4 protein-coding genes are annotated in these 3,376 nt (G+C 49.1%); all 4 read left to right on the plus strand.

The window, feature by feature from the left end; genetic code table 11:
- Positions 1–68 precede the first annotated feature (68 nt).
- Genes U9P07_06075 through U9P07_06090 form a run of 4 tightly spaced genes read left to right on the plus strand, consistent with a single transcriptional unit; the run spans position 69 to position 3,071 of the window.
- Positions 69–1,139: a 3-methyl-2-oxobutanoate dehydrogenase subunit VorB gene (locus U9P07_06075; protein MEA2108969.1), complete on the plus strand. Its 1,071-nt coding sequence runs from the start codon at positions 69–71 to the stop codon at positions 1,137–1,139.
- 15 nt (positions 1,140–1,154) lie between these two features.
- Positions 1,155–1,907 (plus strand): thiamine pyrophosphate-dependent enzyme, encoded by a 753-nt coding sequence (locus U9P07_06080; GenBank protein ID MEA2108970.1) that lies wholly within the window; start codon positions 1,155–1,157, stop codon positions 1,905–1,907.
- 16 nt (positions 1,908–1,923) lie between these two features.
- Positions 1,924–2,463, plus strand: a complete 540-nt coding sequence (locus U9P07_06085; GenBank protein MEA2108971.1) for a 2-oxoacid:acceptor oxidoreductase family protein — start codon at positions 1,924–1,926, stop codon at positions 2,461–2,463.
- 23 nt (positions 2,464–2,486) lie between these two features.
- Positions 2,487–3,071: an XRE family transcriptional regulator gene (locus U9P07_06090; protein MEA2108972.1), complete on the plus strand. Its 585-nt coding sequence runs from the start codon at positions 2,487–2,489 to the stop codon at positions 3,069–3,071.
- The last annotated feature ends 305 nt before the right edge of the window (positions 3,072–3,376 follow it).

Below are 3,376 nucleotides of genomic sequence, written 5' to 3' on the forward strand. Positions count from 1 at the left end.
ATCGGCTGTGCGCAATGTGCTGAAATGTGTCCGGATCTGGCCATTACGGTGTGGAGGTAGTAGATATTATGACGGCATTAAAAAAGGTTTTTCTCAAGGGTAATGAAGCCATCGCTCTGGCGGCCATCAATGCCGGCTGCCATTATTATTTTGGTTATCCCATTACCCCGCAAAATGAGATTCCCGAATATATGGCCAAACATCTGCCGGAAGTGGGAGGAGAGTTCCTCCAGGCTGAAAGTGAAATTGCTTCCATTAACATGATGTTGGGAGCCGCTGCAACCGGAGTCAGGGTGATGACCTCTTCCAGTGGTCCCGGCATATCCCTGATGCAGGAGGGTTTTTCTTATATAGCCGGAAATGAGCTCCCGGGAGTGGTGGTGAATATGAGTCGCCAGGGTCCCGGCCTGGGAGGGATTAATGCTACCCAGGGGGATTATTTCCAGGCGGTTAAGGGAGGAGGCCACGGCGATTATCACCTGATTGTTCTTGCTCCCCATACTGGTCAGGAATTGTATGATTTGACCATCAAGGCTTTTGAACTGTCAGAGAAATATCGTTGCCTGACCATGTTGCTTGGGGATGCGGTACTGGGACAGATTAAAGAACCTATCAATCCCTGGAAGCCGGAAATAAGTGCTGGTGATCCTGATCGTGAATGGTTGATTACCGGTGCTAAAGGCCGTCAGCCGCGGCTGATTAAATCCCTTTTTCTGGCTGATGGAGAGATGGAAAAACATAATTGGCGTCTGCAGGAGAAATATCAGCAGCTGGCTGCCAATGACGTGATGGTGGAAACTTGCTTTATTGAAGATGCCCACCTGGTTCTGACTGCTTTTGGCAGTATGGCCAGGATTGCTAAAACTGCTATCGATCAGGCCCGGGAAGAGGGGATGAAAGTGGGGTTGATTCGGCCCATAAGCCTTTATCCTTTTCCGACGGCAACCTTCAAAAATCTACCGGAATCAGTATCCCGGGTTTTGACCTGTGAGATGAATACCGGCCAGATGGTTGAAGATGTGCGTTTGTCGATAGATAACAGTCTTCCGGTTGATTTCTATGGTCGCCCCGGTGGCTCCGTGCCCACCCCGGAGGAGATTTTTGATCGTCTTCAGCAGGCTTATGCTGAAGTTGAATAATAATATGGAGTTATTATGAAACAGGTAGTTAAAAGACCTACATCCCTGACTGATAAACCTTTTCATTTTTGTCCCGGATGTCATCATGGTATTGTGCATCGGCTGGTGGCCGAAGCCCTGGACTTTTTTAATCTCAGGGAAAAAACCATTGGTGTGGCTTCGGTGGGTTGCTCTGTTTTTCTCTACGATTATTTTGCCGTGGATGTTATCGAGGCACCTCATGGGCGGGCTTCGGCGGTGGCCACCGGGACCAAACGGGTATTGAAAGATCAGATTGTTTTCACCTATCAGGGTGATGGTGATCTGGCGGCTATTGGTACGGCTGAAATCATTCATGCGGCTAACCGAGGTGAGAATATTACGGTCATATTTGTTAATAATTCCATCTATGGGATGACCGGCGGCCAGATGGCTCCTACCACGATGCTGGGACAGAGCAGTACCACCACCCCCTATGGTCGGGATTATCATCGTGATGGTTATCCGATCAAAATGACCGAGATGCTGGCAGCCCTTGAGGGGCCTTCACTGGTAGCCCGGGTTGCCGTAGATAAACCCGCCAATGTGAAAAAAGCCCGTAAAATTATCCGTCAGGCTTTTCAGATGCAGGTGGAAGACAAAGGTTTTTCTTTTGTGGAGGTTTTATCCGCCTGTCCGACCAATTGGGGTATGACTCCCCAGAAAGCGACCAAACGGGTTAGTGATGAAATGATTCCCTATTTCCCCCTGGGAGTGCTGAAACAAAAAGATGTGGTGGATGTGCTGTGAAGAGAAGGAGTGTTGGATGCATTATGATGTGATTATGGCCGGTTTTGGCGGCCAGGGAATCATGCTGATCGGAAATCTGCTGGCCTATGCCGCCATTCGCGAAGATAAAAATGTTACTTATTTGCCTTCCTATGGCGTCGAAATGCGCGGGGGGACAGCCAACTGCTCAGTGGTGATTGATGAGCGGGATATCGGTTCTCCGGTGGTTGGACGACCATTATCATTGTTGATAATGAACCGTCCATCGCTGATTAAATTTGAGCCGCGGATGAAACCGGGTGGAGTTTTGATCCTTAATTCATCTTTGGTGCCGGTTGCCGAGTCCAAAAGGGATGATATTGATTTGGTCCCTTTGCCTTTAAATCAGTTGGCTCAGGATGAACTGGGCAATGATCGGCTGGCTAACATGGTGGCGTTGGGTGCCTATGTAAAAAAGACCGGGGTAGTCTCCATAAAGGCGGTTCAAGCTGCCCTTGAAGACGCACTGAACCCAAAATATCATAAAATGATTCCCCTGAACCAGAGGGCAATCGAATTGGGAGCGGCTGAAGTTTAATCGGCTGTTACATGGAGATGTTGATGAATGCGGTAAATGGATCTATTGAAACGATGAAAGTATGCGAAAATATCAAGACTATCAGGGAAAAGCAAGGACTGTCCCTGCAGGAATTGGCCGGGAGAACCGGCTATTCAACCGCCGTGCTTTCCCAGATTGAAAATCACCTGGAGTCACCTTCTCTTGGAACTATGGTTCGTTTGGCCAAAGCACTTCATGTTTCCATCGGCAGTTTTTTTAACCGTGAAGATACTGAACCGTTTACCATTATACGTCATGATGAGCGGCAGACAGTTTCCCGTTTTGCGTCCAAGGAAGGTGTGACCTATGGATATACCTATGAGTCCCTGGGGGTAGGAAAAAAAGACCGGCAGATGGAACCGTTTTGTTTAACCCTTGAGCCGGCAACGCTGCCATCAGCTGCCAGCTCATCCCATGAGGGGGAAGAGTTTATCTATGTCCTGGAAGGCTCCATTGATGTGACTCTCTGGGATCATACCGATGTCCTTAGTGCGGGTGACAGCATTTATTATGAATCATCCATTCCCCACCGGGTTCAGTGCCACGGTGATTCCCCGGCGAAAATCCTGGCGGTAATACATCCGTAGAATAAAAAAGGTGCAAGGTGCAAGGTATAAGGTGCAAGGTTTTCTCTCTATACCGTATACCGCTCACCATGACCCCTCGAAGAGAGTGAAATAAAGTTCTAAAACCGGGGATTGCTTAAACCGTAAACCTTTGCAAGTTACTAATGCGGGGCTGCGCCCGCAACCAAATTAAGGTGTCAGGATGTTCCGGCATGGCTCTCGCTCATTCTCGCCGGCCGTCCATGGCCGGCTTCCGAGGCGTCCGCCGCGAATCACATCGTGTGATTCGTTCGGCGGCCAATACCGCTATGAGCCAAGCCCGAACA

It is taken from the genome of Pseudomonadota bacterium (genome assembly GCA_034660915.1).
Classification (GTDB): domain Bacteria; phylum Desulfobacterota; class Anaeroferrophillalia; order Anaeroferrophillales; family Anaeroferrophillaceae; genus DQWO01.